This is a genomic window from Borborobacter arsenicus, assembly GCF_003934165.1.
GTDB classification, from domain to species: domain Bacteria; phylum Pseudomonadota; class Alphaproteobacteria; order Rhizobiales; family Rhizobiaceae; genus Pseudaminobacter; species Pseudaminobacter arsenicus.
On sequence record NZ_ML133509.1, the window covers coordinates 311,604 to 338,514 of the forward strand.

The following is a 26,911-nucleotide window of genomic DNA, read 5'->3' on the forward strand; positions in this document are numbered from 1 at the left end:
CGCGTAAAAGAAATTTCATGCACGTCATAACAACGCAAAAAGAGCTCGAAGCGGTCATTTCCGCGCTCGAAAAATCCACTTTCGTCACGGTTGATACAGAATTCATCCGCGAGACGACCTTCTGGCCGGAGCTTTGCCTGATCCAGATGGCCGCCCCCGGCGTGAATGCGCTGATCGATCCGCTGGCGCCGGACCTGGACCTCAAGCCGTTCTTCGCCCTGATGGCCAATACGGCGGTCATCAAGGTGTTTCATGCCGCGCGGCAGGACATCGAGATCGTTTTCCATCTCGGCGGGCTCATTCCCCATCCGGTGTTCGACACGCAGGTGGCGGCGATGGTCTGCGGCTTCGGCGACAGCGTCTCCTACGACCAGTTGGTACAGAAGGTGACCGGCGTCCATCTCGACAAATCCTCCCGCTTCACCGACTGGCGTCATCGCCCGCTTTCGGAAAAACAGCTCAGCTATGCGCTGGCCGACGTCACCCATCTCATCGATGTCTATCTGCACCTGCAGGCGCAGCTGGAACGCGAAGGCCGCGCCCATTGGCTGAACGAGGAAATGGAAGTGCTGACATCGCGCGAAACCTATGATCCGCCTCCGGACCATGCCTGGAAGCGCCTGAAAGTGCGCCTGCGCAAGCCGATCGAACTGGCCATGGTGCAGGCCGTGGCGGCATGGCGCGAGCATGAGGCGCGCGAGCGCAACGTGCCGCGCGGACGCGTGCTGAAGGACGATGTCATCTATGAAATCGCGCAGCAGCAGCCGCGCGATGCCGCAGCACTGGCACGGTTGCGGACTATCCCCAAGGGCTGGGAGCGCTCGTCAACCGCGGCCTCGCTGCTCGAGGTCGTCGACAAGACACTCCACATTCCCAAGGAGAAACTGCCGAAACTGCCCAAGGCCACGCAGGCGCCGGAAGGCACGGGCGCTGCATCCGAACTGCTGAAAGTCCTTTTGCGGCAGGTTGCCGACAGACAGGGCGTCGCGGCGAAGGTGCTGGCATCAGGCGATGATATCGACCGGATCGCGGCCGAGGGCGAAAAGGCCGACGTGCCCGCCATGCAAGGCTGGCGCCGGGAGGTTTTCGGCAATGTCGCCGCGCGGCTCGTGCGCGGCGAGCTGGCGCTCAAATTCGACAACAAGAAGATTTCGATCTTCGAGACTGAATAGCCTCAGCCAGGCAAATCCAGCCTGCTCCGCCTATCGGAGCAGGCGAATCTAACCCTCTCCCTGCCCTGAAAATCAGACCGCGCCCGGATAATTCGGGCTTTCGCGCGTGATCGTCACGTCATGGGTATGGCTTTCACGCAGGCCTGCGGTCGAGATGCGCACGAAGGTGGCACGCTGACGGAAATCGGCAAGATCGCGTCCGCCGACATAGCCCATGGCCGCGCGCAGACCGCCGGCAAGCTGATGCAGCACCCCGGCAACCGGTCCCTTGTAAGGCACCTGCCCTTCAATACCCTCAGGCACCAGTTTCAGCGTGTCGCGAACTTCGGCCTGGAAATAGCGGTCAGCCGAGCCGCGCGCCATGGCGCCAACCGAGCCCATGCCGCGATAGGCTTTGAAGGAACGGCCCTTGTAGAGATAGACCTCGCCCGGGCTTTCATCCGTCCCGGCCAGCAGCGAGCCGATCATGGCAGCGCTGGCGCCAGCCGCCAGCGCCTTGGCAAGATCGCCTGAAAACTTGATGCCACCATCGGCAATCACCGAGATGCCGGCCTTCTGTGCGGTTTCCACCGCCGACATGATCGCCGACAATTGCGGAACCCCGACGCCGGCGACAATGCGGGTCGTGCAGATCGAGCCCGGACCGATGCCCACCTTGACTGCGTCAGCGCCGGCATCGATCAAAGCCTGAGTGCCTTCGGCCGTCGCCACATTGCCTGCCATGATGCGCACGGAGTTGGAAAGTTTCTTGGCCCGAGTCACCGCATCCAACACACGCTGCGAGTGGCCATGGGCAGTGTCGATCACCAGAAGGTCGACGCCCGCATCGATGAGCCGTTCGGCACGCTCGAAACCGTCATCGCCCACTGTAGTCGCCGCCGCCGCCCGCAGCCGGCCCTGTTCATCCTTGGCAGCGTTGGGGTTGAGTTGCGACTTCTCTATATCCTTGACGGTGATCAGGCCGACGCAATTGCCGGACTTGTCGACCACCAGCAGCTTTTCGATGCGGTGGGTGTGCAGCAGGCGCTTGGCCTCGGTCTGGTCGACGGTTTCCTTGACCGTGACCAGATTTTCCCGCGTCATCAATTCATAGACCTTCTGGCCCGGATCGTTGGCGAAGCGAACGTCCCTGTTGGTCAGGATGCCGACCAGCCGGCCCAGCTTGTGGCCGCCGGTTCCGCCATTCTCGACCACCGGAATGCCGGAAATTCCATGGGCATGCATCAGCGCCTGCGCATCCGCCAGGGTCGCGTCCGGGCCGATCGTGACCGGGTTCACGACCATGCCGGATTCGAATTTCTTGACCTGGCGCACCTGCTCTGCCTGTTCGGCCGGCGAAAAATTGCGATGGATGACGCCGATGCCGCCCGCCTGAGCCATGGCAATGGCCAGCCGTGATTCGGTCACAGTATCCATAGCGGCCGAAAGGATCGGGATATTGAGTTCGATATCTCCGGCAATCACCGTGCGGATATCGGTTTCGCCCGGCATCGTGTCGGAATGGCCGGGCTGCAGCAGCACGTCGTCAAAAGTCAGGGCGGTGGCCCCGGTCGCAGTTTCAATGATTTTTGCCATGGCCAACCTTCAATACATGAAGCGGGCGCTGAAGCCTGACAGGCAGCGCCAACTTGTCGTTTCCCTTTCAGGATTGGCACCGGCTCGTAACACGTCTTGTGGCGGAAGAAAAGCGTGCCGCACGCGGAATTATCACTGAGCGATGCGGCGACCGGGCGCAATGCCCTTGTCGCCGCAGCGGTGCCGGCTCCAAGCCCCCCGCCCGAAACCGGCACCACCACCATCGCGACGTCCGGAACGTCATCGATGATCTTGGGCCCGACCGTCCCTAACCAGCATGATGCCAGCATTGGCGAATGACGGCGCCATAATCAAGCCCATTCCTTCATCAAACCGTCCACTTCTGGTCAGGTGTTGCCAGTTGGTTGCAGGTGAAGCGGCCCCCGACCTGCAGTCGGCCAAATTCTCTCCATCCTTGCAACAGAACAAGACGCGACAACCACTGCGAAATGTCGGTGAGTCTGGTGCCGAAACCATTCGTGGGCAGCAAACCGTATCCTTTTGGCGGCTGCGGCCTTGTGGGGACTTGAAGCAGAGGCCATCCGATGTCACATCATGGGCCAATATCGGCTGGTCCATCGCATCCGGCCGTATCCAAGCCGGATGATCATTCATGGTTACCTATCTCGACGCCGCCACGGCTCCATCACGAAACACCGGGCAGATCCGCCTTTACGGCGAGGAAGCATTTGCCGGCATGCGCAAGGCATGCGACCTGACGGCGCGCTGCCTCGACGAACTCGTCGATATCGTCAAGCCGGGCGTCACCACCAATACGATCGATCGCTTCGTCTTCGAGTTCGGCATGGACCAGGGCGCCCTGCCCGCAACGCTGAATTATCGCGGCTATACCAAGTCCACCTGCACTTCGATCAACCATGTGGTCTGTCACGGCATTCCCGACGACAAGCCGCTGAGGGAAGGCGATATCGTCAATATCGACGTGACCTATATCCTCGACGGCTGGCACGGCGATTCTAGCCGCATGTACCCCGTCGGCCAGATCAAGCGGGCGGCCGAACGCCTGCTGGAGGTCACGCATGAGTGTCTTATGCGCGGCGTTGCCGCTGTGCGTCCCGGCGCCCGGACCGGCGCCATCGGCGCTGCAATCCAGACTTATGCCGAAGGCGAGCGCTGTTCTGTCGTGCGGGATTTTTGCGGCCATGGCGTCGGCCAGCTTTTCCACGACGCTCCGAACATTCTGCACTATGGCAGCGTGAATGAAGGCGTGGAACTGCGCGAAGGCATGATCTTCACCATCGAGCCGATGATCAATCTGGGAAGGCCGCATGTGAAGGTGCTGTCAGACGGCTGGACGGCGGTGACGCGGGACCGCTCGCTATCGGCGCAATATGAGCACACGGTCGGCGTGACTGCGGATGGCTGCGAAATCTTTACGCTCTCGCCCAAGGGGCTCGACCGGCCAGGTTTGGCCTCCTAATATTTCCACCGGCAACCGTGCGGCGGAGGGGTTCAGGCCATGGAAGACCAGGAGGACGAGCGCGGCTTTTTTGCCGAGCAATCGCCCCGCTCCATTCGTCCGACCAAGCCGGCTGACGCCAAGCCGCATTATCTCGGCCATCGACAAAGGCTGCGAGACCGGTTTCGCGACGCCGGCGCCGATGCGCTCTCCGACTATGAGATCCTCGAGCTGCTGCTGTTCCGATCGGTTCCGCGCGCCGACACCAAGGAACGCGCCAAGGCCCTGCTGAAGCGATTCGGCTCACTGGCCGAAGTGCTTGGCGCGCCTGAACATCTGCTGTGCGAAGTGCCCGATATCGGCATGGGGGCGGCGCTTGACCTGAAGATCGTGGCGGCGGCGGCACTGCGCATGGCGCGCAGCGAAATCAAGGGACGCGAGGTTCTGTCGTCCTGGAGCCAGGTGCTCGACTATTGCCGCGCCGCCATGGCCTTCGAGGAACGAGAGCAATTCCGCATCCTGTTCCTGGACAAGAAGAATGCGCTGATTGCCGACGAAGTGCAGCAGACCGGCACGGTCGACCATACGCCAGTCTATCCGCGCGAGGTGGTCAAGCGGGCGCTCGAACTGTCGGCGACGGCAATCATCCTCGTGCACAACCATCCGTCCGGCGACCCGACTCCGTCGCGCGCCGATATCGACATGACGAAGATGATCATCGAATCGGCAAAGCCGCTCGGGATCTCCGTGCATGACCACATCATCATCGGCAAGAAGGGCTATGCCAGCATGAAGGGGCTGCTGCTGATCTGACCTGCCTCCGAACTGGCTTGGTCAAGACAGTTCATCGCCGCACATGCGGCCGATCCGGGCCACAGCATCACGGAGGCCGGCAAGGTTGAAGTCAGCCTCGCCATTGCCCGCCAGGAAACCGAAGCGCCAGACAATTTTCAGGCGCCTCGCGCCAAGCAGGCGAGCGATGCCGTCCTTGCCCTCCCGGGAAAAACTGCGCTTCTGGAAGCCGAGCGCCCATTGTTCGGAAACCACGCTGCCGTCGATGCGCAAGGAGAGATCGACAGACTGGTCGCCGGCAACCGGGTCCCTGAGTTGCACTGATTGGCTCCAGCTGCCCCCTTCCGTCGGGCGGCACCCAATGGTGAAAGTGGGATGATATTCGATCACCCGCGACGATCCCACGCTGAGGGTGCCGATCGAAACCACCGATGCTGTGATTGCCCCGTCACGGCCGTTGACGATGCGCCATGGGTCACTTTGCCCTAAGGCCGCGGGCGCAATTGTGGTGAAGGTGCCCATTGCCAGCAAGCCGATGATGATCCTGGTATTGGCGTGCAACGTCATTTTCCAGCTCAAATCGGCTCAGGCGCTGGCGCGGACTTTCAATATCTCCCGCACGCGGCGTCAAACCCCCTTCCGCATAGGACGATCAAAGCAAAAAGGCCGCTGGGATGCCAGCGGCCTTTTGTTCAAACCCGGTTGTGAGAGCGCCTTATTCGGAGTCCGCATCCTTGGCTGCGGCCTTCTTCTTCGGAGCGGCCTTCTTCTTGAGCTCTGCCCCCTCGGCATCGTCGGTCTTCTTGGCCGCAGCTTTCTTGGCCTTCTTCGCCGGCTTGGCAGCCCCCTCCGCACCTTCCTCGTCGTCGGCCATCAGCTCTTCCTTGCTGACTTTCTGGTCAGTGACGGAAATCTGCGTCAGCAGATGATCAATGACCTTCTCCTCGAAGATCGGTGCGCGCAGCGTGGTCAGGGCCTCGGCATTGTTGCGGTAGAAGTCGAAGACTTCCTGCTGCTGGTTGCCCGGGTAGCGGCGCACGAACTCGAACAGCGCGCGCTGCAGTTCCTCGTCCGAAACCTGGACGCCTGCCTTTTCGCCGATTTCGGCAAGCACAAGCCCCAGGCGCACGCGACGCTCGGCAAGACGCTGGTATTCGGCCCGCGCCTCCTCCTCGGTGGTGTCCTCGTCGGCGAAAGTGTGGCCGGCTGCAGCAAGGTCACGCTCGACCTGATTCCAGATATTGGTGAACTCGGCTTCGACCAGCTTGGACGGCGCCTCGAACTTGTAGCTCTCGTCGAGCTGGTCGAGCAGCTGGCGCTTGACCTTCTGGCGCGTCATCGAACCGAACTGGCTCTCGATCTGCCCGCGCACGATCTCGCGCAGACGCTCAAGCGACTCCAGGCCGAGGTTCTTAGCGGTCTCGTCATTGATCTCCAGTTCGCCAGGCTTGCCGACTTCCTTCACGGACACGTCGAAGGTGGCTTCCTTGCCCGCCAGTTCGGCCGCACTGTAGTTTTCCGGGAAGGTGACGGTGATGGTCTTTTCATCACCGGCCTTGGTGCCGATCAGTTGATCCTCGAAACCGGGAATGAATTCCTTCGAACCGAGCACCAGCGGCTGGTCGGAGCCGGTACCGCCGGCGAAAGGCGTGCCATCGATCTTGCCGACATAATCGATGGTGACGCGGTCGCCTTCCTCGGCCTTGCCCTTCTTGGGCTCATAGCTGCGCGAGGATTCGGCCACGCGGCGAACCTGATCTTCCACTTCCTCGTCCGGCACGTCGAAAACCTGACGGGTTACCGAAATCTTGGAGAAGTCCTGGATCTCGATGTTCGGGATAACCTCGTAGGAGAGCTGGAATTCGAAATCGGCGCCGCCTGCCAGGATCTTTTCTGCTTCCTTCTCGTCCTCGGTCATGGTGACCTCCGGACGCATAGCAGCCTTCTCGCCGCGCTCGGCAATGATAGTACGGGTCGAATTCGACAGGATTTCGTTCACGACCTCGGCCATGAAGGACTTGCCATAGACCTTGCGCAGATGCTGCAGCGGCACCTTGCCCGGGCGGAAACCGTTGATGCGCACCTTCGACTTGGCGTCGGAAAGCCGCTCTACCAGCTTGGCTTCCATGTCGCCGGCCGGCACGGTCACCTTGATTTCGCGCTTCAGACCGGAATTGAGAGTTTCGGTAACCTGCATCATCAAACCTTTGTTTTCGCCAATGCCGCTGACTTACGGCTCCCTGCCGCTCAGCCTGCCGGATATTCGTGCCGGGATAATTCTTTGGTGCGGGTGAAGCAAGTGGGCCGAGATGGCTTGGCCATCGGGCATCAAGTGCTCTTAATGCGCTCCAAGAATGTGGGTAAGTCTTTGTTTTTCCTGCTTCCTACCACATTCAACCGAAGCGGACCTTAATAACCCTTCACATTTGACACGCCTTTTGTCACAGACAGACTGAATTTTCAACACTCTTCGCATGTTTCAATACGGCTCGTCCGGATGCTTTTCTGGGCAACATCGTTCTGTTGCGAGATTGACAGAATGATGGCCGCATGAGATTTCCAGCGCATTGCGGATGTGGCGGAACTGGTAGACGCCCTGGATTTAGGTTCCAGTGCCGAGAGGCGTGGAGGTTCGACTCCTCTCATCCGCACCATTTTTAATCTCACGCCAGTTCGCTGCGCTCACGGCTCCGTGGGGCGGCCTGATTGATCGACGGGTGGTCGCCCTTGCGAACCCTTTGGGTTCGGCCCTGCAGACTGAGCGTGTTTTGCTTATCATCCGACTGAACGGATGGCGGCTAATAAAGCGGTTCCGTGAACAGCACCTTGTCGCCGTCCATAAGGGCTTTGATCTGCGCCGTGCCGTCCTTGCCGATAGCGGCGAGGATGCTGAAACTGCGGATGCGCATGTCGCGCTCAATTTCCTTGCCCTCGCCTTCCGGCAGATAGAAGCGCTCGATCCCATAATCGACCCGGATGATGGCGTTCTGCTGCGCGCTCCAGCCGGCATCGGTCGTGCCGCGTATCTCCGCTTCATCCGTTCCGAGCGGCGTGCCCGCCGGTTTGCCGAGCGAACCCGACACCGGATGCCAGAACCCGTCGGCATCCTTCTTCAGCCGCACGAAAATGGCGTCCGGCGCGGGCGCCTTTGCATCGGCATTTGCAACCAGATTTGCCGGAATGCTGGAAATCTCATAGCCGAGGCGCACATAGTCGCCGCGCAAAAGATCGCGTGGATCGACCGGCTCGACCTTCAACAGGACGTCCTGCCCATTGCGCAGGATCGCTGCCCGCCCGGCGATAATCCATGCCAGGAACCCTATCTGCGCCAGCGCCAGAACTACCGCGATTATAAGGAGACGGTTTTTTTGCATCATGCGCCCTGCCCTCCTTGTACCGGCCTGGCCCTGATGCGCCTTTCAATCCTGATGATGAAAAGAGCGATGATGCCCAGAACCACGCCTGAGGCGAGAAACAGCCCCGCAGTGCCAAGCATGGTGCCGATCATTACCGCATAGATGAAGGCAAGTTCGAGCCCGAAGCCGGTGTAGGCAAGCCACCGCAACATGCGGCTTTCGCGCCCGGCAATAATAAGTGCTGCTGCAATGCCGCCAAATGTAACCACGGCAGCCAGCGCCAGTCGCCCGCCTTCATCGACAAGGTCGATCTGCGCCAAAGCGAGTCCGACCAGGAATCCCAGAAGGCAATGAACTGGCAGGCGCCTGTCGAGCAGCACAATTCTTTCGACCGGTTCGGGCGCGCGCGTAGCCAATATGAACAGCAATGCCGAGCCGATGGCCAGCGCGATGCCAATGGCAATAGTGTCATGATGCGCGGCCACGATGCACATATATAGAATGAGTGACAGCAGGATCAGATGTCGTGCCGGGCGGCTTTGTGTCCAATAGGAGATCAGCCAGAACGCTGCCGCCATGACCAGATAGAATTGCGGGACGATGTCCCAATCATCGATGCCGCGCATCACCATCCACGCCATGGCGATGGCAACGGCCGCGACCGTGAGCGCAGATGAACGCAATGCCGCTGCCGCGAGCGCGGTGCCGGCGCACCAGGTCAAAATTGCCGAGGCCTCGTCGCCGGACAGATGGTACATCTGGCCAACCAATGCGATCGATCCGCCAAAGGCGGCAGCGGCGATCAGCCAGCACGCTTCGGCAAGCGCGTCACGACCGCGCTGCTTCAGCCAGGCCCCGCCGACATAAAAGCCGAAGATGAGCGCAAACAGGGTCCCCACCCGGACAAGGCGGGGAATGGCTTCCCAATTGGCGGCGACAAGAAGCAGAATCGCAGCGCCGAGCAGCAACGCCGCCATGATCGCCAGCACCGAGCCGAAATTGAAGGAACGCTCATTGCGGACTTCCGCATCCGCGACGAGCAACTGGCCCGTCGCCTGGTCGATCATGCCCTGCTCAACCCAGCGCGAGACATCCGCTTTCAGGCGCGACACATAACTCGGCAACGATCTTCTCCCGACTTTCTGTGCGGTGCACCCAGCCGTCAAGCCTTTGGCAATACGGCATTTTCATGAACCGGCCCCAATTGCGCCACAGACCCTAAGGCCGATTAATGTTGCAATGCACAAACGCATTGCTGCTATGCACCGTTAGCACTTTTAATGCTTCGTGAACGAGCCTATCTACACATCGTACACGAAAGACAAAGACATAGACGATCCAAAGACGAACGAGCAAGACGATGAACCTGATCCGCAATTACCGTAACTGGCGCCGCTATCGCGAGACCGTCTCCGAGCTGAGCCGCCTTTCGAACCGTGAGCTTACAGACCTGGGCATCAATCGCAGCGACATTCCTTTCGTCGCGCGTAAGTCCATCTAAGAGACTCCGGCAAGATACCGAACCGAACAGATCAATAGAAAGCAAGAACAAATGAACATCCTGCGCAACTACCGCAACTGGCGCCGTTATCGCGAAACGGTCAGCGAGCTTGGCCGCCTGTCCAACCGTGAACTCTCCGACCTCGGCATCAGCCGCAGCGAGATTCACTCCGTGGCACGCCGCGCCATCTAAGGAATTTCGTCGGCGCCTACCTCCTCCCGGGCTCCGACGGATACGATCAGCTTTCACCTCCTCCCGATCGCTGATCGACCCAAACGGCACCCGCCGGACCTCCTCCCCCGGCGGGTGTTGTGACCCAAAGGCCCTTCGCAGCCTCTAAATGGCGAAAAGAATTCTGTCGGCGCCTACCTCCTCCCAGGTTCCGACCGATACGGTCAGCTTTCACCTCCTCCCGATTGCTGACCGACCCTAACGACACCCGCCGGACCTCCTCCCCCGGCGGGTGTTGTGACCCAAAGGCCCTTCGCAGCCTCTAAATGGCGAAAAGAATTCTGTCGGCGCCTACCTCCTCCCAGGTTCCGACCGATACGGTCAGCTTTCACCTCCTCCCGATTGCTGACCGACCCTAACGACACCCGCCGGACCTCCTCCCCCGGCGGGTGTTGTCGTTTCAGGGCTTGGACGATCCAGGCCGCGCGCTCACCGCACGCCCATCACGCCGCGGGTCAACCATTGCGACAGCTTCATGATGTCGGGAGGACCACCCGTCGGCGTATACCAGCTATCGATCGTCCATTTCTCTCCCGATCTGTCCCGCAAGACCGCTGTCGAATGCGGGTAGCGGCCATCGATCAGGAAGCCGCGGGTCACGTTGCGCTGAACCGTGTGATGCTTCAGCAGGCCGCGCCTTTCGAGATAGAGCAGGAAGGTGCGGGTGTTGGTCGATTCGTCGATGCAATCCATCTGGCCGCGCCTGTGCCACTGCCTGGCATTCGACTTGGCATGGTCGCGCACGCCGACCACGCTGGCAGCGCGGCTCTCGTAATACTGAACCGCCTTGGAGACGGCGGCGCGTTCGGCGTGCGGCGAGGCGCGGCCTGCGGCAAGGATTGCACTGATGCGCCTTGCGTCTGCGGCGCCTAGATCAAGTTGCGACTGGAAATGACAGCCGAAACCGTGGCAGATTTTCAACCGCGCGGCGCCTTTGGCGCTATCTCCCGCTGGTTGGGCGAATGCCGGGCCCCAACCGGCCGCAAAGGCGGCGAATACCAGGATAGCGGCGCGCATGCGGGCAGGATACGTCATCGCCAAGGACTAGCCGGGCACTTTCGCCAGAGCAAGGAAAGACATTCGCCAGCCGCAGTCGAGCACAACAGGGCAACGGCGTTGTTCCGATTGATTTCGTCCACTCTTCGGCCTATTTCCCGCGCATGACAACAAAACCCTTGCACGTCATCGGCGGCGGTCTTGCCGGCTCGGAAGCAGCCTGGCAGGCGGCCAATGCCGGCGTGCCCGTTATCCTGCATGAAATGCGGCCGGTACGCGGCACCGATGCGCACAAGACGGACGGGCTTGCCGAACTGGTCTGCTCCAATTCCTTCCGGTCCGACGACGCACAGGCGAATGCCGTCGGCCTCTTGCATGCGGAGATGCGGCTGGCGGGTTCGCTGATCATGGCAAGTGCGGATACGAATCAAGTGCCTGCCGGCGGCGCGCTAGCCGTCGACCGCGACGGCTTTTCGGCGGCTGTGACGGCAAAACTGCAATCGCATCCGCTGATTAACATTGTCCGCGAGGAAATGGCCGGGCTGCCGCCGGAAGATTGGCACCAGGCGATTATCGCCACCGGCCCGCTCACCGCACCTTCACTGGCAGAAGCCATTGCGCAGAAAACAGGCGCCGATGCGCTGGCCTTTTTCGATGCGATCGCGCCGATCGTGCATTTCGACACGATCGACATGGATATCTGCTGGTTCCAGTCGCGCTATGACAAGATTGGCCCGGGCGGCACCGGCCAGGATTACATCAACTGCCCGATGGACAAGCCGCAATATGAAGCCTTCGTGCAGGCGCTGATCGACGGCGGCAAGACCGAGTTCAAGCAGTGGGAAGGCACGCCCTATTTCGACGGCTGCCTGCCGATCGAGATCATGGCCGAGCGTGGCGCCGAAACATTGCGCCACGGGCCGATGAAGCCGATGGGTCTCACCAATGCGCATAATCCGTCAGTCAAGGCTTACGCAGTCGTCCAATTGCGCCAGGACAACGCGCTCGGCACGCTCTACAATATGGTCGGTTTCCAGACCAAGCTGAAACATGCCGAGCAGGTGCGCATCTTCCGTACCATTCCGGGGCTGGAAAATGCAGATTTCGCCCGGTTGGGCGGCCTGCATCGCAACACCTACATCAATTCGCCGACCCTGCTGGACGACACGCTTCAGCTCACGGGCCGGGACGGGTTGCGATTCGCCGGCCAGATCACCGGCTGCGAAGGCTATGTCGAATCTGCGGCGATAGGACTTCTGGCGGGACGTTTCGCCGCCGCAGAACTCCTTGGCGGCTCAGCCTCCGCCCCGCCCGTAACGACGGCGTTCGGCGCGTTGCTCAACCATATCACCGGCGGCCACATCGTTTCCGAAGACGAGCCGGGCAAGCGCTCCTTCCAGCCGATGAACATAAATTTCGGCCTCTTTCCGCCGGTGGAAGCGCCGAAATCGGAAGGCAAGCGCTTGCGCGGCAAGGACAAGATCGTCGCCAAGCGCCATGCGATAACCGCACGTGCGCTGGCCGATTGCCGTGCGTGGCTTGGTCTTTCGGAAGGTGCGCAGGCGGCCGAATAGAAAGCCTCAGCTTACTCGGCCGACCACCCCCGCGTCGCATGGCGAAACAAGATCCAATGCCTCGTGATGCCCGCCAGCTCCGGGGCGGATTTGAACGCCCGAGCACCGGCAGCAGAAATCCGCTTCAGATAGGCGCCGCTCAGCGATGCCGGCAGATAGGCCGGGCGCAAACCTGGCGGCAAGTCCGCCGCACGGCGCTGGAACGCGGCGAGATGCTCCCGGGCAAGTGCACTCATGGCAGCAACGATCTCAGCGGCCCCGGCCCCGTCCTGCCCCTTCAGACATTCCTCCGGCGAGGACCCAGCCGCTGCCAGGATGTCCTTCGGCACGAAACACTGGCCGCGCGCCTTGTGCATCGGCAGCAGCCGCAACAGGCCGGCTATCGCCTGGGCACAGCCGGTATGCCCTGCCAGATCGGCGCATTCGGGTGCTGCCTCCGGATCGAGGATCAGTGAGGCGAGCTGGATCAAGGCCCCGGCGGTCTCGCCGCAATAGCCCTCAAGATCGTTCCGAGACGGCATCGGGTCGTCGTAAAGGTCGAATATCCGCGCATCGAGATAGTTCAGGAATGCATCCTGCGGCAGGTGATACTCGACGATCGCGCCGATCAGCGCCTCGGCGGTCGGGTGTCCTGCGGCTGCATGCATGGTCCCGGCCGAAATCACGTCACGCCACCACTGCAGGCGAACCTCGCCCGGCAATGCTTCGCGAATGCGGTCACGAATACCTGCAATCTCAGCATTGAAGGCATAGAGCGCAAACAGGGCTGGCCGCTTGTCTTCCGGCGCATAGAGCACGGAAAGATAACGATCGCGGTCGGCAGAGCGCACCGCCTCCATCACGATGGCGGCTCGATCATTCATGTCAATCTACGGCAATGAGTGCGGCAGCCACGGCGCGGTCTTCGGCCAGAAGCACATTGTAGGTACGAACCGCCGCCCCGGTCGACATCGGGTCCGCCGAGATGTGCGCCTGCTTCAATGCCGCCCTGAGGTCGGCACCGAGCGGACGCAAATCCGTGCCGCTCCCGACCAGCAAAACCTCTATCTCGCTTGCCTCTGCCAACACGCGGGCAAAGTCCTGAGGCGTGAGCTTCAGGGGGTCGGCGGGCTCCCAGCCATAGATGCCCGAAGGCAGGCAGAGGAGCGAGCCGCGATGCGACATGTCGGCGAATCTGAAACCGCCATTGCCATAGGCCTCGACCGGAGCGCGGCCGGGAAAATGCGCTTCGCGGATCACGACCCCGGCCGACATGGCAAACCCTTATGACTTCGACGGCTGGGCCGTCCGCGGGGCAACTGCATCCGTGCCCTTGTCGAACATGTCGCCGCGCAGCTTGAACAGGATCAGCAGCGGACCGGCCACGAAGATCGATGAGTAGGTGCCGACGATCACGCCGAACAGCATGGCGAGCATGAAGGAACTGATGACCTCGCCGCCGAACAGATAGAGCGCGATCAGGGCAAACAGTGTCGTCAGGCCCGTCAGGAAGGTTCGTGACAGCGTCTGGCTCAATGACAGATTGAGCAGCTCGATGATCGGCATCTTCTTGTAGCGCCGCAGATTCTCGCGGACGCGGTCATAGATCACGACGGTGTCGTTGATCGAATAACCGACCACGGTGAGTATTGCCGCGATACTGGACAGATTGAATTCCAGGCCGGCAATGACATAGAGGCCGACCATCATGATCACGTCATGCAGCGTGGAAACGATGGCGCCGACCGCGAACTGCCATTCGAACCGGAACCAGACATAAAGCAGCATGGCAAACATCGAGGCGATGACGCCGATCGTGCCGGTCATGGCAAGCTCGGCCGACACCGTTGGCCCGACTACTTCGACGCGGCGGAAATCATAGTCCGATTCCAGTGCGCCGCGCATTTTCTCCAGGACCGACTGTTCGGCATTGTCGCCGCCTTCCGCCTGCCCTTCCACGCGGATCATCAGGTCACGGCCATCGCCGAATTCCTGCACCTGGACGTCGCCGATATTGACCTCACCCAGACGTGCACGCACGTCGCCGGCATCTGCAACGCCGTTCTTGGCCTGCACCTCGATCATCGAGCCGCCCTTGAAGTCGACGCCGTAATTCATGTCGACCGTGGCGAACAGCACCGCAATCACGATCGATGCGGCAGCCGATAATGCAAAGGCAAGGTTACGCCAGCGCATGATGTTGAGCTTGGGGTCAAGCGGCAGATAGTGCACCAGCCCCGCCGGCAGGTTGGTGGGCTTGCTGCGCTTCAGCCACACCGCAATCAGCCAACGGGTCAGGGTGAAAGCCGTGAAGACAGTGGTGACGATACCGATGGCAAGCGTGACCGCGAAGCCACGGATAGGCCCCGTGCCCATATAGAACAGGATCACCGCAGCGATAAGGGTGGTCAAATTGGCGTCAACGATCGTGGCCAGAGCGCGCTGGAAACCTGAATCAAGAGATTGCACCAGGGACCTGCCCTGCTCCCGCTCCTCGCGCACACGCTCGAAGATGATGACGTTGGAATCGACCGCCATGCCCATCGTCAAAACGATACCGGCAATGCCCGGCAGCGTCAGCGTCGCACCCAGCACGGTCAGGATCGCAATGATCATCGAGACGTTGGCGGCAAGGCCGATACAGGCAAGCAGACCAAGGCTGCCATAGGCCAGCAGCATGAAGGCAAACACCAGCACGGCCGCGATCATCGAGGCATAGGCGCCGGCTGAAATCGAATCGGCACCGAGGCTCGGGCCGACCGTGCGCTCTTCGATGATGGTGAGGTCGGCCGGCAGTGCGCCAGCGCGCAACAGCACGGCGAGGTCGTTGGCGCTCTGGGTGGTGAAATTGCCGGAGATTTGTCCCGATCCACCAAGGATGGGTTCGCGTATCTGCGGAGCCGAAATCACCTGATTGTCGAGAATGATGGCAAACAGCCGTCCGACATTCTGCTGGGTCGCCTGGCCGAAGCGCGATGCACCCTTGGAATCGAAGCGGAAGGAAACGACCGGCTCGCTGGTCTGCTGATTGAAGGTCGCCTGGGCATCGACAAGGTTTTCGCCCGCAACGATGACCCTGTCCTCGATCAGATAGGGAACCGGCGGATCGTCCTGTGAATAAAGGACCGACGTTCCGACCGGTGGGCGGCCTTCAATCGCCTCCTGCACCGGCATGCTCTGATCGACCATCTGGAAGGTCAGCTTGGCAGTCTGGCCGAGAATATCCTTCAGCCGCTGCGGGTCCTGCAACCCGGGCACCTGCACGAGGATGCGGTCCGCACCCTGGCGCTGGATAATCGGCTCGGTCGTGCCAAGCTCGTTGACGCGCCGCCCGACGACCTCGATCGACTGGGAAACCGCATTGCTGACCCGGTAGTCGATGCCTTCCTCGGTGAGCGTATAGCGCAGCAATCCGGGCTCGGGTTCCTCGAGCTCGGTTTCGACGATGGAGCCAGCGCCGAAAAGACTTGCCGAAATCGGCTGGGTCAGTCCCGCAAGTGCCGTCTTGGCCTTATCGACCTCATTGGCCTCGCGAATGCGGACCTGGACGGACTTGCCGCTGCCGGTCAGGCCGGTATAGCCGATCTTGGCATCGCGCAGCAGTGTGCGGATGTCGTCGCGCGTGGTAACCAGCCGCTCATCGATGAGGTCCTGCCGGTCGATCGCCAGAAGAATGTGTGACCCACCCTGCAAGTCGAGGCCAAGTGTCATCGCCTGCTTTGGAAGCCAGTCCGGCAAGGCATCGCGCACTGCCTGCGAAAGCAGGTTGGGCGCGGAAAAGATCACGCCCAGCGCGACAATCGCCCAGATAAAAATGGTCTTCCAACGCGAAAAATAGAGCATTTTGCCTCGTCAAATCAGGCCGTATTCAAGCAGCGCTTGCTGTCGGAGCGGCTATTTCTTGGCGTTCTGGTTGGCGATCGGCTCGCCCTTGACGCGCACATCCGCGATGGTCGAACGCAGGGCGGTCACCTTGGTGCCATTGCCAAGGTCAACCTCCAATTCGTTGTCGTCAATGACTTTCGTCACCTTGCCGACAAAGCCGCCACCGGTCACCACCGTATCGCCACGCCGAATGGCTGCAAGCATCTCGCCGCGCTTCTTCATCTGCGTGCGCTGCGGCCGGATGATCAGGAAATACATGATCACGAAAATCAGCACAAACGGCAAGACGCTGATCAACATATCAGGGCTTGCGCCCGTGCTCTGGGCGTATGCCGGTGTGACGAACATCGAATAACTCCTGATGAGGTTAGGACGGGCTGGTAACGCACCCTGCGAAAGTTGGCCGGAATATAGTCGGTAAAGCCTCCATTGCAACTGCGCAAGCGGCTTGCATAGCGGCTTTTCCGCCAAGTTCACGCATGTTACATCGCGTAACGACACCGCCCGACATGAATATGGAATGCCGAATGCCCGAGAACACGCTTGAAGCCCTGACCCACAAGATCGACCGGCTGATCGATGCCATTGAGCGCCTGGTACCGCCCTCGGCGCCACTGACCGATCTTACAGTCGCCGATTGCTTTGTCTGGGTGGCCGAACCCGGCTTCCTGGAGCCGGTTCATCACGTCAACCGCATCGATATAGACCTGATCCGTGGCGTGGACCGGATGCGTGATATCCTGATGGACAACACCGCACGCTTCGCCAGGAGCCTTCCGGCCAACAATGTGCTGCTGTGGGGTGCGCGCGGCATGGGCAAATCGTCACTTGTAAAGTCCGTCCATGCTTCGATCAATGCGTCGCAAAAGGCCGATGCGATGCTGAAACTGGTCGAGATCCATCGCGAGGACATCAACACGCTGCCAAAGCTGATGGCGATCCTGAAGGCGGCGCCCTTCCGCTTCATCCTGTTTTGCGACGACCTGTCCTTCGATCATGACGACACGTCCTACAAGTCGCTCAAGGCAGCGCTCGAGGGCGGCGTGGAAGGACGACCGGCCAACGTGATCTTCTATGCCACGTCCAATCGCCGGCACCTTCTGCCGCGCGACATGATCGACAATGAGCGCTCCACGGCGATCAACCCCTCCGAGGCGATCGAGGAGAAGGTTTCGCTGTCCGACCGTTTCGGCCTGTGGCTGGGCTTCCACAAATGTTCGCAGGACGAGTATCTGGACATGGTGGACGGTTATGTCCGCTATCACGGCCTTGCCGTCAAACCTGAAGAGCTGCGCGCCGATGCGCTGGAGTGGGCAACGACGCGCGGCAGCCGCTCAGGGCGCGTCGCCTGGCAGTTCATCCAGGACCTGGCAGGGCGGCTGGGCCAGCCGTTGAAGGACTGAGCCGGCGAGTGGCGGCGATGTGATCGCCGCCATCAAATGCAGTCTGCCTATCCGCTATTCGAGAAACGTCGTCGGATCGACGGGTGCTGAGTTCTTGCGCACTTCGAAGTGCAGCCGCGGCGAATCGGCCACGCCGCTCATGCCGGAACTGGCGATCTGCTGGCCGCGCTTGACCTTGTCGCCGCGCGACACCTTCAATTCGCTGGCATGGCCATAAACGGTGACCAGGCCGTTCTCGTGGCGCACCAGAACGGTATTGCCGAATTCCTTCAGCCCGTCGCCCGCATAGATGACGACACCGTTTTCGGCTGCCTTGACCGGCGTTCCCTCCGGCACCTGGATATCGATGCCGTCGTTGGCCTTGCCGCTGCCCTTGCCGAATGCGGAGATGACACGGCCGCGAACCGGCCAGCGCATGCGGCCTATGCCGGTCGAATCCGGCGCGGCGGCCGCATATTCCTCGGCCTGCTCGATCACCTTCTCGGCTTTCTTGGGCGGCGTATAGGCGGCAACTTTTTCAGCCTTGGGCGCGGCAGCCGTGGTAGCGGTGCCGGTCACGACAGGATCGGCGGCCAGGACTGCAGCCTTCGCGGGTGCCGCCGGTGATGCCGATGCCACGGCGGCAACCGTCGTCGTTCCGGCGGACGGAATGCGCAAGCTCTGGCCGATGCGGATGTTTCCATCCTGAAGCCCGTTGGCCGCCTGCAGCGCAGACACGCCGATGCCGGTCTTCCTCGATATGCTCGACAGCGTGTCGCCCTGCTGAACCGTATAGGCGCCCTGCGCACTGCCCACAGCAACCGCCTTGGCCTCAGCCACCTTTGTCTGATGTGGAATGGCTGGCGCGGCCGAAGGCAACGGCGCCTTGTGCGAGAGGGTATCCTGCCTGGTGCCGGTTACAGTTTTCGCTTCTGCCATCTTGAGATTGCCGTCCGGGGCCGAAACCGGCGCCCTGGCAGTCATGGCAGGAGCAGGCGCGACCGGAGCCGGCGCGTCTGCAATTCGTGGCGCGGCAGGTGCCTGCGGCGCCGGCAAAGGCTGCGAGGAAACCGGCGGCAAGCTGCTGCGGCCGACATCGCCGCGCTGGACGCTCTCGACCGGAGCGGCTGCGATCTGGCTCTCGCCGGGATAGGGCTGATTCTGGTTGAAGATCTGGCGCTGATTCGCTGTCGACGCAGTAAAGACGTCATCGACACCGTTGAAGCGCGAAACCCCGCCACTGCAGCCTGCAACAAGGCCGGCCAGGAGAATCATCGCCGCACCGCGCTTCAACACACGCTCATTTCCAGCCAAAATATTGATCGACATCGCAATAACCCGCGTATACCCGGCACCAAACTGGGATGATTAAAGCGCGTTAATGTTACTGGTCGGTTAAGAGGCGACGTGTCGCGCGCAGGAGTTGCACGCTGTAGGGCCAGAATACGCTTCAGATGGCGGCGGCGACACTGTTTGCGATCGGCTGGAATCGCACCACGCCGATGTCCTCGCGCTCGAAGCGGCTGCCGAGCTTGGTCAGCTTGGCCATCACCTGCTCGCCCTCGTCCGGGCCGATCGGCGCGATCATGATGCCGCCGCTGGACAACTGATCGACAAAGGCGCGCGGCAGGCTGTCGAACGAGGCCCAAACCACGATGCGGTCGAACGGCCCCTCCCCCGATAGCCCGTTGGATCCTTCGGCCTGGCGTGCGAAAGCATTGGTGATGCCCAATGCCTCGAAACGCTGCCTGGCCTGTTCCGTAAGGGTACGGTAGCGGTCCACCGTCACCACGCGAGCCGCAAGGCGCGCCATGACGGCTGCGGAATAGCCGGAGCCGGTTCCGATTTCGAGGATGCGGCTGCCCGGCTCGATGGCAAGGGCTGCAATCACCGCTGCCTGCAAATCCGCGCCTTCAATCGTCTCGCCGCATTCGATCGGGATCATCCTCTCCGACCAGGCGATATCGTGCCACTGGCCGGGAATGAACATCTGCCGCGGTGTCGCCTCGAAGGCGGTAATCAGGTCTTTCGGAACGATACCGCGCCCGCGCAACCGCAACAGGAAAGCCGCGAAGCCCTCGCGATCGTCGAGCGGTGCGTTCATGCCAGAGCCTTGGTCAATTGATCCCGGATTTCATGCGCAGTCAGATCGAGTTTCAGCGGCGTCACCGAAACGAATTTGCTACGCACCGCATGCACGTCGGTGCCGACCTTCAATTCCGGCGCCTCGCGGCCAAATCGCAGCCAGAAATACGGGAAGCCGCGTCCATCGGCGCGTTCGTCAAGCCAGAGGCTGTGCACCAGCTTGCCCTGGCTGGTGACGCGCGCGCCCTCGACCTCGTCGGGCATGCAATTGGGGAAGTTGATATTGAGATAGACACCCGCGGGCAAATCGATGGCGATCAACTTGGCCAGGAGGGCTGGAGCCAGCGCCTCCACCGTTCCCCAAGGGACGTCACGCACCCCTTCGGAGAAATTGTAAGCCTGGCTCAGCGCAATGGAGCGGATGCCGAGCAGCGTGCCTTCCATGGCGCCGGCCACCGTGCCCGAATAGGTTACGTCGTCGGCGACGTTGGAGCCGGAATTGACGCCGGACAGGATGAGATCCGGCGCGCCCGGCAGAAGCTTGCGCACCCCCATGATGACGCAATCGGTCGGCGTGCCACGCACCGCATAGTGCCGCTCCCCGATCTTGCGCAGGCGAAGGGGCTCGGAAATCGATAGCGAATGGGCAAAGCCCGACTGGTCGGTCTCCGGGGCAACCACCCAGACATCGTCGGAAATGGTGCGGGCTATGCGTTCGAGACAGGCGAGACCCTCGGCATGGATGCCGTCGTCATTGGTCAGGAGAATACGCACGCCGCCTCACTTCGCCTCGATCTTTTCAAGCCCACCCATGTAAGGGCGCAGCACTTCAGGAATCGTTACGCCGCCATCCTGCGTCTGGTAATTCTCAATGACGGCGATCAGCGCCCGGCCAAGGGCAGTGCCCGATCCGTTCAGCGTGTGGACGAATTTCGTTTGCTTGATGCCTTCCGGCCGATAGCGCGCATCCATGCGCCGGGCCTGGAAATCGCCGCAGACCGAGCAGGACGAGATTTCGCGATAGGCGTTCTGGCCTGGAAGCCACACTTCGATGTCATAGGTCTTGCGCGCGCCAAAGCCCATGTCGCCGGTGCACAAGGTCACGGTGCGGAACGGCAATTCGAGCCGCTTCAGCACTTCCTCGGCGCATTCGGTCATGCGCTCATGCTCGGCGATCGAGCTTTCGGCATCGGTTATCGAAACAAGTTCGACCTTGTAGAACTGATGCTGGCGCAGCATGCCGCGCGTGTCCCGACCTGCAGAGCCAGCCTCGGAACGGAAGCACGGCGTCAGCGCCGTCATGCGCAGGGGCAGCTTGTCGCCGGCAAGGATCTCCTCGCGCACCAGATTGGTCAGCGGCACCTCGGCGGTGGGGATGAGGCCGAGTCTCGATTCGCCATGCGGCGTGAAGAACAGGTCTTCCTCGAATTTGGGAAGCTGATTGGTGCCGAAAAGCGCATCGTCGCGCACCAGCAGCGGCGGCTGAACCTCCATGTAGCCATGCTCGGTCGTGTGCAGGTCGAGCATGAACTGGCCGAGCGCCCGCTCAAGCCGGGCCAACTGGCCCTTCAACACCGTGAAGCGGCTGCCTGAAAGCTTCGCCGCACGCTCAAAATCCATCAGGCCGAGCGCCTCGCCGATCTCGAAATGCTCCTTCACCCAGTTCTGGCGCGGGCCGATCTCGCCAAATCTGCGCTTCTCGACATTGTCGTTCTCATCCTTGCCAACGGGCACATCGTCCAGCGGCACGTTCGGGATGATGGCGAGCGCGTCATTGAGCTCCTTGTCGAGACGGCGTTCCTCGGCCTCGCCACCCTGGATGAAGCTCTTGATATCGGCGATCTCGACCTTCAGCTTTTCCGCCAGTTCGGAATCGCGCGCCCGCATGGCGTTGCCGATCTCGCGCGAAGCGGCGTTGCGGCGCTCCTGCGCCACCTGCAGCTTGCCCAGATGGGCACGACGCGCCTCATCCTTGAGCACGAGGTCATCGACCGTGGCCTCGGCGTCGCTAGGCGCCCATGAGCGCTTGACCAGCGCCGCCGCCAGGGCCTTCGGGTTCTCACGAATCCATTTGATATCAAGCATGGGAAAATGTCCGGTCGCAGTCTCTATTCAACACGACCGCGACGGCTGCTCGAAGGCGGTCAGCTTGCGGCGGTGCTGTCGCCAGTATCTTGCAGCGACGCCTTTTCGGACGCTTCCTGGGCGGCTTCTTTCTTCTCGCGCGCCACGCGGTCCTTTTCGCGATTCCGTTCGATCATCCGGGCGGTCCAGATGGAGACCTCGTAAAGAAGGATCGTCGGAAGGGCAAGGCCGATCTGGCTGACCGGATCGGGCGGCGTCAGCACGGCAGCAACCACAAAGGCGATGACAATCGCCCATTTGCGCTTTTCCGCAAGTGCCTGCGAAGACAACAGGCCAACCCTCGTCATCAGCGTCGTCACCACCGGGAGCTGGAACACCAGCCCGAAGGAGAAGATCAGCGTCATGATCAGGCTCAGATATTCCGACACCTTGGGCAGAAGCGAAATCTGGACATCTTCGCCGGGGCCGACCTGCTGCATGGCCAGGAAGAACCACATCACCATCGGCGTGAAGAAGAAATAGACCAGCGACGCGCCCATCAGGAACAGGATTGGCGAGGCGATCAGGAACGGCAGGAATGCGCTGCGCTCATTCTTGTAAAGGCCAGGGGCAACGAATTTGTAGATTTGGGCCGCAATCAGCGGGAAGGCAATCACCAACCCGCCGAACATGGCGAGCTTGATCTGGGTGAAGAAAAACTCCTGCGGCGCAGTGTAGATCAGCTCGACCTTGTGGGCGTCGAGGCCCGCCCAACTCGTCGCCCATTTGAACGGGATGACCAGCAGGTTGAACAACTGCTTGGCAAAGAAGAAGCAGCCGAGAAAGGCGACGAAAAAGCCGCCTATCGCCCACATCAGACGCGTGCGCAGCTCGATCAGGTGCTCGATCAGCGGCGCCGATGACTTCTCGATTTCGTCTTCGTCGCGTTCGCTCACTTGGCGCTTCCTGCTGATTTCTTCGTCGCAGCCGGCTTTTTCTTTGCACTGGCGCTCGCTGGCGTCTTCTTTGCGGCTGCCGCAGTCTTCCCACCGCTAGACGCGGCGGTCTTGGCCGCAGGCTTTTTCGTGGGCGCCGGCTTGGCTGCGGGCGCTGCAGTCTTGTCGGCTGGCGCCGCCGCGCTTGCGACGGGTTCAGCCACCGGGAAGGCAGGCGTAGTCGCCGGCATGGCTTCCGGGCCCGAAACACCAGGCATGGCGGCTGCTCCGTTCTTCAGCGGCTCGGCCGGCTTGGCTGCCTCAGTCGACGAGGCAACCTCGCCTGCCGGTTCTTCCGTCGCAGTCGGCGAGGGCTTCATTGCCGAGTCAAGCCCGGCACGCACGTCGGCTGCCGCCTTTTCGAACGGGTTGAGTTGCTTCTTGATCTCGGCGGCTGGGTTGAGGCTGCGCAGGGAATCGACGGATTTCTTGACATCGTCAAGCTCGGCTTCCTTCAGCGCGTCGTTGAACTGCCTCTGGAAATCGCCGGCCATGGTGCGCAGCTTCGCCGTCGTCTTGCCGAAGGTCCGCAGCATGCGCGGCAAATCCTTCGGCCCGACGACCACGATCATGACGACCGCGATCACGAGCATCTCGGTCCAGCCGATATCAAACATGACGATCCAACCTGCCTAGCGCACGGTTCCGAAAAATCGAGGTCGATTTTTCGTCAGGAACAGGCGCTGATTCAAGTGCCAGCCTTTCCGCGCCCAACCGAAGGTGCGGCGCTGCAACGGCGAAAGGTTCAGCCCTTGCTGGTCTTTTCCTTCGCCGTCGGCACGGTTTCGTCGGCGCGATGCTCCACTGTGCGGGCGTCCACCGGCTTGGCCTCATCGGAGGCATCGTCGTCCGACATGCCCTTCTTGAAGCTCTTGATGCCCTTGGCCATGTCGCCCATCAACTCGGGGATCTTGCCGCGGCCGAACAGCAGCAGCACCACGACCAGAACGATAAGCCAGTGCCAGATTGAAAACGAACCCATTGCAACTCTCTTTCGAAGTGTTTCCCGAGATTGATCTATGCGCTTTCACGCCGCGTTTCAAACAGAAGTACGTCAGATTTTCGCAAGGAAAGCCAGATGTCCCGCGCTTTTGTAGACAATGCGCCGCAGCGTACACGCGCCCGCACAGGCTCGTCCGTGCCCGAAACGGCCAGTTCAAGCAATTCAACGACACCGAGGAAGCGGCGGGCCACTATCCTTGCCTCGAATTCGCCCGCAGTTTCGCTGACATCAAAGCCCGTCAGGCGAACGGCAACCGTCGTCTCCGCCCCTTCGGCAAATCCCGGCGAGGCGATCCTGCCTACCGGCGTATCTAGCATCTTGTCCTTCACACGCGCCTGGAAGACGTTGAGCTCCGAAAAGAAGCCCGCCGCAAACAGGTTTGCCGGCCGCAGATAAAGCTCTTCCGCCCTGCCCGACTGCACCAGCCGGCCATCCTTCAGCAGGGCAATACGATCACCCATGCGCATCGCCTCCTCGGCGTCATGCGTTACCACGATCGCCGTGGCGCGGCTTTCGCGCAGGATCGACAGTGTCTCGGCGCGCACGCTGTCCTTAAGCCGGGAATCGAGGCCGGAAAAAGGCTCGTCCATCAACAGCACAGCCGGGCGCGGCGCCAGGGCGCGCGCCAGCGCGACGCGCTGCTGCTCCCCGCCCGACAGGACGTGCGGATATGAGGCGGCATAGTCCTCCAGGCCGACACGGGCCAAGGCAATCATCGCCTCGCGCCGCCCCTCCTCGCTCGACAATGCCGTCAGGCCGAAGCGAACATTCTCAAGAATGGTCAAATGCGGAAACAGCGCAAAATCCTGGAAAACCAGGCCGATCGAGCGCTTTTCCGGCGGCAGGAACACCGAAGGGCCGGCGATTTCGCGATCATTGAGCAGGACACGGCCGGTGGACTGGCTTTCTATTCCCGCGGCGATCCGCAGCAGCGTCGTCTTGCCGGACCCGGACGGACCAAGCAGGCACAGTACCTCGCCCGGTTCGGCCGCCAGCGTGACATCGCGCAGCGTCTCGGAGTCCGGGCCGAAGGCATGGCAAATATTCTCGAATGCCAGACGCGCGGCAAAGGTAACCCCTGCGGTTACCCGGCTGGCCGTCTGCGCATGTCCGTTCTTCACCTGAAATCAGCCTCGCGGTTTGCACTCCTGCCGCAGCCGGGCGCATCGCCTTCCTCAATCATCCGTGACGCGAGGTGTCAACAGGCCGAGTTCCTCAAGATCGATATCGTTGAGCGGGTCCTCGTCCTCGGTCAGCAGGTCAGGATCGGCCGGCGGCAGCGGAATCGAGAAATTGGAGGGCATGCGCGCCGAAAGCAGCCCTGCCCCTTTCAATTCCTCCATGCCCGGCAGGTCGCGGATCTCCTCCAGCGAAAAATGATCCAGGAACGCCTCGGTGGTGCCATAGGTAACCGGCCGCCCCGGCGTGCGCCTGCGCCCGCGCATGCGCACCCATTCGGTCTCCAAAAGCGTGTCCAGGGTGCCCTTTGAGGTCTCCACTCCGCGGATATCCTCGATCTCGGCGCGCGTGACCGGCTGATGATAGGCGATGATGGCCAGCACCTCGAGTGCCGCCCGCGACAGCTTCTTGGGTTGGACCGCGTCCCGGCTCATCAGGAAGGCAAGGTCACCCGCCGTGCGGAACGCCCATGCATCACCGACACGAACCAGATTGACGCCGCGCCTTGCATAGATTTGCTGAAGCTCGACCATGGCAGTGGCGATATCGACGCCCTCCGGAAGCCGGGCCGCAAGCTGCTTTTCCGTCACCGGCTGGGCACTGGCGAACACGATCGCTTCCGCCATGCGGACCGCTTCGGCCAGATGCAAGCGCTCGGCTGGGTTGCCCGGAGCCGGCGTTTCATTCGTCTCGCCGGGCTCGAAAGCCACGATCTTTGCATTCGCGCTTTCGTTCATCGCGCCCCCTCGCCGGGCTTGGCGGCTGATGCCCGGTTGCGCAGGTAGATCGGCGCAAAGGCCTCCTGCTGGCGCAAATCCAGACGACCTTCACGCACCAATTCGAGCGTCGCGGCGAAGGAGCTGGCAATGGCTGTCACCCGCTCTTCGGGCGTGGTGAGATAGGCAAGCAGGAACTGGTCCAGCGCCGTCCAGTCACTGAAGCTGCCCACCAGGCGGGTGAGGATGTCGCGCGCCTCCTTCAGCGACCACACGCCCCGCTTGGCGATCTGCACATTGGTGATCGCCTGTCTTTGGCGCTGGATGGCATAGGCCGTCAGCAGGTCATAGAGCGATGCGGAATATTCGTTGCGCTTTTCGACGATGACCATTTCCGGCATGCCGCGCGCAAAGACGTCACGACCGAGCCGATGCCGATTGACCAGCCGCGCCGCCACGTCCCGCATCGCCTCAAGCCGCTTGAGGCGGAATTGCAGCACCGCGGCCATTTCCTCGCCGCTTTCGCTGTCATCACCTGGTTGCTTGGGGATCAAAAGCTTGGATTTGAGGAACGCAAGCCACGCGGCCATGACCAGATAGTCGGCGGCCAATTCCAGTCGGATGGCGCGCGCACTGTCGATGAATTTCAGATATTGCTCGGCAAGCGCCAGGATCGATATGCGCGACAGGTCGACCTTCTGGTTGCGCGCCAGATGCAAGAGCAGGTCAAGCGGTCCTTCGAAACCGGCAATGTCGATCAGCAACGCCGGCTCACTCAAACCGCGCGAATCGTCGTTCTCCGCCCAAAGGCGGTCCATCGGAGTGGCCTTGCCGACCTTGCTTTCCAGCCTTTCCGCCAAAACGGCGTCTTCTCCTGTAGCACTAGAGAAAGAGGACCTTTCCTCGACTTGTCATCTTTCCCTATCCCTGTTGGAACATGACCTTGTCCGAAAACCGGTTCCCACTTTTCGGGATCATGTCCTTTTTCTTTGTCGGAGCATGATCT

General features: G+C 61.4%; 27 protein-coding genes and 1 tRNA gene. 8 read left to right on the top strand and 20 right to left on the bottom strand.

Going from position 1 to position 26,911, the window contains the following annotated elements; translation table 11 throughout:
- The first annotated feature begins 17 nt into the window (after positions 1-17).
- Positions 18-1,172: a ribonuclease D gene (gene rnd / locus EET67_RS03040; RefSeq protein ID WP_128624744.1), complete on the top strand. Its 1,155-nt coding sequence runs from the start codon at positions 18-20 to the stop codon at positions 1,170-1,172.
- Between the two features lie 72 nt (positions 1,173-1,244).
- Here the strand turns inward: rnd and guaB are convergent, their stop codons facing one another.
- On the bottom strand, positions 1,245-2,747 hold the full coding sequence (gene guaB / locus EET67_RS03045) for an IMP dehydrogenase (RefSeq protein ID WP_128624745.1): 1,503 nt from the start codon (positions 2,745-2,747) through the stop codon (positions 1,245-1,247).
- A 613-nt stretch (positions 2,748-3,360) separates the two neighbouring features.
- Between guaB and map the strand changes: the two genes are divergently transcribed.
- Both map and radC read left to right on the top strand, forming a co-directional pair.
- Positions 3,361-4,188 carry a type I methionyl aminopeptidase gene (map, locus tag EET67_RS03050; RefSeq protein WP_128624746.1) on the top strand — a complete coding sequence of 276 codons (828 nt, stop codon included), beginning with the start codon at positions 3,361-3,363 and terminating at the stop codon, positions 4,186-4,188.
- Between the two features lie 39 nt (positions 4,189-4,227).
- Positions 4,228-4,980, top strand: a complete 753-nt coding sequence (gene radC / locus EET67_RS03055) for a RadC family protein (protein ID WP_128624747.1) — start codon at positions 4,228-4,230, stop codon at positions 4,978-4,980.
- A 21-nt stretch (positions 4,981-5,001) separates the two neighbouring features.
- Here radC and EET67_RS03060 read toward each other — a convergent pair whose 3' ends face one another.
- Both EET67_RS03060 and tig read right to left on the bottom strand, forming a co-directional pair.
- On the bottom strand, positions 5,002-5,526 hold the full coding sequence (locus EET67_RS03060) for a hypothetical protein (protein WP_128624748.1): 525 nt from the start codon (positions 5,524-5,526) through the stop codon (positions 5,002-5,004).
- A gap of 148 nt (positions 5,527-5,674) precedes the next feature.
- Complete coding sequence (gene tig, locus EET67_RS03065; protein ID WP_128624858.1) at positions 5,675-7,156, bottom strand: trigger factor; 1,482 nt, start codon at positions 7,154-7,156, stop codon at positions 5,675-5,677.
- A 372-nt stretch (positions 7,157-7,528) separates the two neighbouring features.
- Here tig and EET67_RS03070 point away from each other — a divergent pair.
- Positions 7,529-7,613, top strand: a tRNA-Leu gene (locus EET67_RS03070).
- A gap of 144 nt (positions 7,614-7,757) precedes the next feature.
- Here EET67_RS03070 and EET67_RS03075 read toward each other — a convergent pair.
- Entirely contained in the window at positions 7,758-8,336 is a 579-nt protein-coding gene (locus EET67_RS03075) for a GDYXXLXY domain-containing protein (RefSeq protein WP_128624749.1), read from the bottom strand.
- Positions 8,333-9,439: a DUF2157 domain-containing protein gene (locus EET67_RS03080; protein WP_128624750.1), complete on the bottom strand. Its 1,107-nt coding sequence runs from the start codon at positions 9,437-9,439 to the stop codon at positions 8,333-8,335. Before EET67_RS03080 ends, EET67_RS03075 begins: the two co-directional genes overlap by 4 nt.
- 236 nt (positions 9,440-9,675) lie before the next feature.
- Between EET67_RS03080 and EET67_RS03085 the strand changes: the two genes are divergently transcribed.
- Both EET67_RS03085 and EET67_RS03090 read left to right on the top strand, forming a co-directional pair.
- On the top strand, positions 9,676-9,816 hold the full coding sequence (locus EET67_RS03085) for a DUF1127 domain-containing protein (protein ID WP_128624751.1): 141 nt from the start codon (positions 9,676-9,678) through the stop codon (positions 9,814-9,816).
- Between the two features lie 51 nt (positions 9,817-9,867).
- Positions 9,868-10,008 carry a DUF1127 domain-containing protein gene (locus EET67_RS03090; RefSeq protein ID WP_128624752.1) on the top strand — a complete coding sequence of 47 codons (141 nt, stop codon included), beginning with the start codon at positions 9,868-9,870 and terminating at the stop codon, positions 10,006-10,008.
- 468 nt (positions 10,009-10,476) lie between these two features.
- On the opposite strand, the gene EET67_RS03095 is transcribed toward EET67_RS03090, so the two are convergent.
- Complete coding sequence (locus EET67_RS03095) at positions 10,477-11,082, bottom strand: hypothetical protein (protein ID WP_245450695.1); 606 nt, start codon at positions 11,080-11,082, stop codon at positions 10,477-10,479.
- Positions 11,083-11,207: 125 nt separating this feature from the next.
- Here EET67_RS03095 and trmFO point away from each other — a divergent pair, with 125 nt between their 5' ends.
- Positions 11,208-12,617, top strand: coding sequence for a methylenetetrahydrofolate--tRNA-(uracil(54)-C(5))-methyltransferase (FADH(2)-oxidizing) TrmFO (gene trmFO / locus EET67_RS03100; RefSeq protein ID WP_128624753.1), 1,410 nt, complete (start codon positions 11,208-11,210; stop codon positions 12,615-12,617).
- 11 nt (positions 12,618-12,628) lie between these two features.
- Here trmFO and EET67_RS03105 read toward each other — a convergent pair whose 3' ends face one another.
- From EET67_RS03105 to yajC, 4 genes are read right to left on the bottom strand one after another with little or no spacing between them, the layout of a single operon-like run.
- The gene (locus EET67_RS03105) at positions 12,629-13,480 is read right to left on the bottom strand and encodes a phytoene/squalene synthase family protein (RefSeq protein ID WP_128624754.1); all 852 of its coding nucleotides are present in this window, start codon (positions 13,478-13,480) and stop codon (positions 12,629-12,631) included.
- A 1-nt stretch (position 13,481) separates the two neighbouring features.
- Positions 13,482-13,871, bottom strand: a complete 390-nt coding sequence (locus EET67_RS03110) for an Mth938-like domain-containing protein (protein ID WP_128624755.1) — start codon at positions 13,869-13,871, stop codon at positions 13,482-13,484.
- 9 nt (positions 13,872-13,880) lie between these two features.
- Positions 13,881-16,439 (bottom strand): protein translocase subunit SecDF, encoded by a 2,559-nt coding sequence (gene secDF, locus EET67_RS03115; RefSeq protein ID WP_128624756.1) that lies wholly within the window; start codon positions 16,437-16,439, stop codon positions 13,881-13,883.
- A 51-nt stretch (positions 16,440-16,490) separates the two neighbouring features.
- A complete protein-coding gene (gene yajC, locus EET67_RS03120) occupies positions 16,491-16,829 on the bottom strand; it encodes a preprotein translocase subunit YajC (protein WP_128624757.1) in 339 nt (112 codons plus the stop codon).
- A gap of 179 nt (positions 16,830-17,008) precedes the next feature.
- Here yajC and EET67_RS03125 point away from each other — a divergent pair, with 179 nt between their 5' ends.
- Complete coding sequence (locus tag EET67_RS03125) at positions 17,009-17,884, top strand: ATP-binding protein (protein WP_128624758.1); 876 nt, start codon at positions 17,009-17,011, stop codon at positions 17,882-17,884.
- A 54-nt stretch (positions 17,885-17,938) separates the two neighbouring features.
- On the opposite strand, the gene EET67_RS03130 is transcribed toward EET67_RS03125, so the two are convergent.
- The 10 genes from EET67_RS03130 to EET67_RS03175 form a co-directional block, all read right to left on the bottom strand.
- On the bottom strand, positions 17,939-19,192 hold the full coding sequence (locus EET67_RS03130; RefSeq protein WP_128624759.1) for a M23 family metallopeptidase: 1,254 nt from the start codon (positions 19,190-19,192) through the stop codon (positions 17,939-17,941).
- Positions 19,193-19,313: 121 nt separating this feature from the next.
- Positions 19,314-19,967, bottom strand: coding sequence for a protein-L-isoaspartate(D-aspartate) O-methyltransferase (locus tag EET67_RS03135; protein ID WP_128624760.1), 654 nt, complete (start codon positions 19,965-19,967; stop codon positions 19,314-19,316).
- Entirely contained in the window at positions 19,964-20,722 is a 759-nt protein-coding gene (gene surE / locus EET67_RS03140; protein ID WP_128624761.1) for a 5'/3'-nucleotidase SurE, read from the bottom strand. Before surE ends, EET67_RS03135 begins: the two co-directional genes overlap by 4 nt.
- A 6-nt stretch (positions 20,723-20,728) precedes the next feature.
- Entirely contained in the window at positions 20,729-22,033 is a 1,305-nt protein-coding gene (serS, locus tag EET67_RS03145; protein ID WP_128624762.1) for a serine--tRNA ligase, read from the bottom strand.
- 59 nt (positions 22,034-22,092) lie between these two features.
- Complete coding sequence (gene tatC / locus EET67_RS03150; protein WP_128624763.1) at positions 22,093-22,968, bottom strand: twin-arginine translocase subunit TatC; 876 nt, start codon at positions 22,966-22,968, stop codon at positions 22,093-22,095.
- Entirely contained in the window at positions 22,965-23,624 is a 660-nt protein-coding gene (gene tatB, locus EET67_RS03155) for a Sec-independent protein translocase protein TatB (protein WP_128624764.1), read from the bottom strand. Before tatB ends, tatC begins: the two co-directional genes overlap by 4 nt.
- Positions 23,625-23,752: 128 nt before the next feature.
- Positions 23,753-23,989 (bottom strand): twin-arginine translocase TatA/TatE family subunit, encoded by a 237-nt coding sequence (locus EET67_RS03160; RefSeq protein WP_128624765.1) that lies wholly within the window; start codon positions 23,987-23,989, stop codon positions 23,753-23,755.
- A gap of 35 nt (positions 23,990-24,024) precedes the next feature.
- Positions 24,025-25,131: an ABC transporter ATP-binding protein gene (locus tag EET67_RS03165; protein ID WP_128624766.1), complete on the bottom strand. Its 1,107-nt coding sequence runs from the start codon at positions 25,129-25,131 to the stop codon at positions 24,025-24,027.
- A 54-nt stretch (positions 25,132-25,185) separates the two neighbouring features.
- Positions 25,186-25,926, bottom strand: a complete 741-nt coding sequence (gene scpB, locus EET67_RS03170; protein ID WP_128624767.1) for an SMC-Scp complex subunit ScpB — start codon at positions 25,924-25,926, stop codon at positions 25,186-25,188.
- Entirely contained in the window at positions 25,923-26,723 is an 801-nt protein-coding gene (locus EET67_RS03175; RefSeq protein ID WP_128624860.1) for a segregation and condensation protein A, read from the bottom strand. The genes scpB and EET67_RS03175 overlap by 4 nt, the downstream gene beginning before the upstream one ends.
- Positions 26,724-26,911: the final 188 nt, after the last annotated feature.